The organism is Arsenophonus sp. ENCA (assembly GCF_002287155.1).
GTDB classification, from domain to species: domain Bacteria; phylum Pseudomonadota; class Gammaproteobacteria; order Enterobacterales; family Enterobacteriaceae; genus Arsenophonus; species Arsenophonus nilaparvatae.
Genome location: NZ_NHNG01000766.1, coordinates 1 through 2,000, shown reverse-complemented (window position 1 = coordinate 2,000; position 2,000 = coordinate 1). Strand labels below are relative to the sequence as shown.

At 39.3% G+C, this 2,000-nt stretch carries 2 protein-coding genes and 2 pseudogenes; 1 reads left to right on the top strand and 3 read right to left on the bottom strand.

The window, feature by feature from the left end; all coding sequences use genetic code 11:
* The 3 genes and pseudogenes from CBG25_RS19810 to pstB form a co-directional block, all read right to left on the bottom strand.
* On the bottom strand, positions 1-376 hold a 376-nt coding region (locus CBG25_RS19810; protein WP_290603693.1), incomplete at its 3' end, for a hypothetical protein.
* A 116-nt stretch (positions 377-492) separates the two neighbouring features.
* A pseudogene (gene phoU, locus CBG25_RS19805) lies at positions 493-1,053 on the bottom strand (phosphate signaling complex protein PhoU); the annotation flags it as partial.
* 14 nt (positions 1,054-1,067) lie between these two features.
* Positions 1,068-1,751 (bottom strand): annotated as a pseudogene (gene pstB / locus CBG25_RS19800) (phosphate ABC transporter ATP-binding protein PstB); the annotation flags it as partial.
* A 68-nt stretch (positions 1,752-1,819) separates the two neighbouring features.
* Between pstB and CBG25_RS19795 the strand changes: the two are divergent.
* Positions 1,820-2,000 (top strand): hypothetical protein (locus CBG25_RS19795; protein WP_290604534.1); only part of this gene is annotated, 181 nt, incomplete at its 3' end.

The window sequence follows — 2,000 nt, the reverse complement described above, 5'->3', positions numbered from 1 at the left end:
GGCTGACAAAAATACATCCCAAATCTAAACGCGCCAGATTTTCAAGTGCTCTGAGCGAACTATGCCCTTTCATGATCCCATAAAGCAAAATTCCCATCATTGAACGAGGAGAATACGGCGCTCTACCTGTTGAAGAATAACAGCGTTCGAAAGGTACCCAGTCTTGTTCATCCAAAATCTCTGTGACAATAAATGCCCTACGTTCACCAATTTGCTTGAGATAATCGCAAAGGGAAACAGAACCCTCCAAGATAGGTAGATTTTGCGCTTTGACAAACTTACGTTTGGTGTGAGAAGGCGATTCCAGTTTGCGAGTAAATACGGTCATAAAAGATCTGCGTTTAAAACGAATAAAGCAAATTTTAATCGATAACATGAGCTTTTGCGACAGCCTCAAAAGGGGGGGGGTATCATGTTTTTAATGATTTCAATATTTTGATTTTAAAGAAAAAATTAAATTATTTTTATTGTGAATACCCCTTTTGCGACAGCCTCAATAGAGCGCGCACAAAACAACGCTGTTAATACACTAGGAATAGTGCGAGGATCTTCCATCATATAAGTCATCAGTTGGCGAACAATACCTTCATACTCTTCATCAACCTTTTTATCTTCCAGATAAACGCCAATTGCCGCGTCCAGATCCATACGGGCAAACGCATCCAACACATTGTGTAACATTTGAATAGTATGCCCGCCTAGAGCTTCCAGGCTAACAAGTAACGATTGATGTTGCTCAGAAAACTTTTCCAACGCAACCTCACAAATCTTATCAGCCACATCACCAATACGTTCAAGCTCAGCAATGGTTTTTGAAATCGCCATAATTAAACGTAAATCACTGGCAGTCGGTTGCCGCTTAGCAATAATGCGCACACAAGCCTCATCAATCGCCACTTCCATCATATTGACTTTTTGATCATCCTCTATCACTTTTTTTGCCAAATTCTGATCTCGGTTATGTAAAGCTTCAATGGCATTTTTAAGCTGTTCTTCTACCAACTCAGCATTAAACTGGCCAGAAATATGTTTGTTGTAATTTAGATTATCCATGGTAATACCCTATATTAACCGTAGCGGCCAGTAATATAATCCTCAGTCTGTTTTACTGTAGGTGTGGTAAACAAAGTATCTGTATCATTAAATTCAATCAGCTCGCCTAAATACATAAATGCTGTGTAGTCGGAGCAACGTGCGGCTTGCTGCATATTATGTGTGACCATTACCACGGTATATTCCGATTTCAGTTCACTTATCAACTCTTCAATACGTCCTGTTGAAATAGGGTCAAGTGCTGAACAAGGCTCATCTAATAGTAATATTTCTGGCCGGATAGCAATACCTCGAGCAATGCACAACCGTTGCTGCTGACCGCCTGATAAACTATAGCCACTATGCGAAAGTTTATCTTTTGTTTCATCCCAAAGGGCAGCTTTAGTTAACGCCCATTGAACACGTTCATCCATTTCAGCGCGAGAAAGTTTCTCAAATAAACGCACCCCAAAAGCAATATTGTCATAGATTGACATCGGAAATGGTGTTGGTTTTTGAAAAACCATACCTACTCTGGCGCGCAATAACGCAATATCTTGTTCATCGGTCAAAATATTAGTGCCATCCAACAAAATTTTACCTTCAGCATACTGCTCAGTATAAAGCTCAAACATCTTATTAAATGTACGTAACAGGGTAGATTTACCACAGCCTGAAGGACCAATAAAAGCCGTTACCTTATTCTCTGCAATATTTACACGAGTTTCGCAGTCTCTAAAAAAGAAGTATAAATTTAAAAACAAGAAAAAATAAGGATGTTCATATTTTGTCCGGTTATCCATGCATTAAAGATATCTATAAAATATTCTTGCAAGTAAGCAGTGTAAGATACTCTAGTTTGGCGTTATCAGAAGTCAGCCCATCGCCTTTATCTCATGACACGGTTAGCCGATGGTTAAAAAGTAGATGTTTCCGCCCTAAAGACCTATGGCGATTAGTTGAACCTT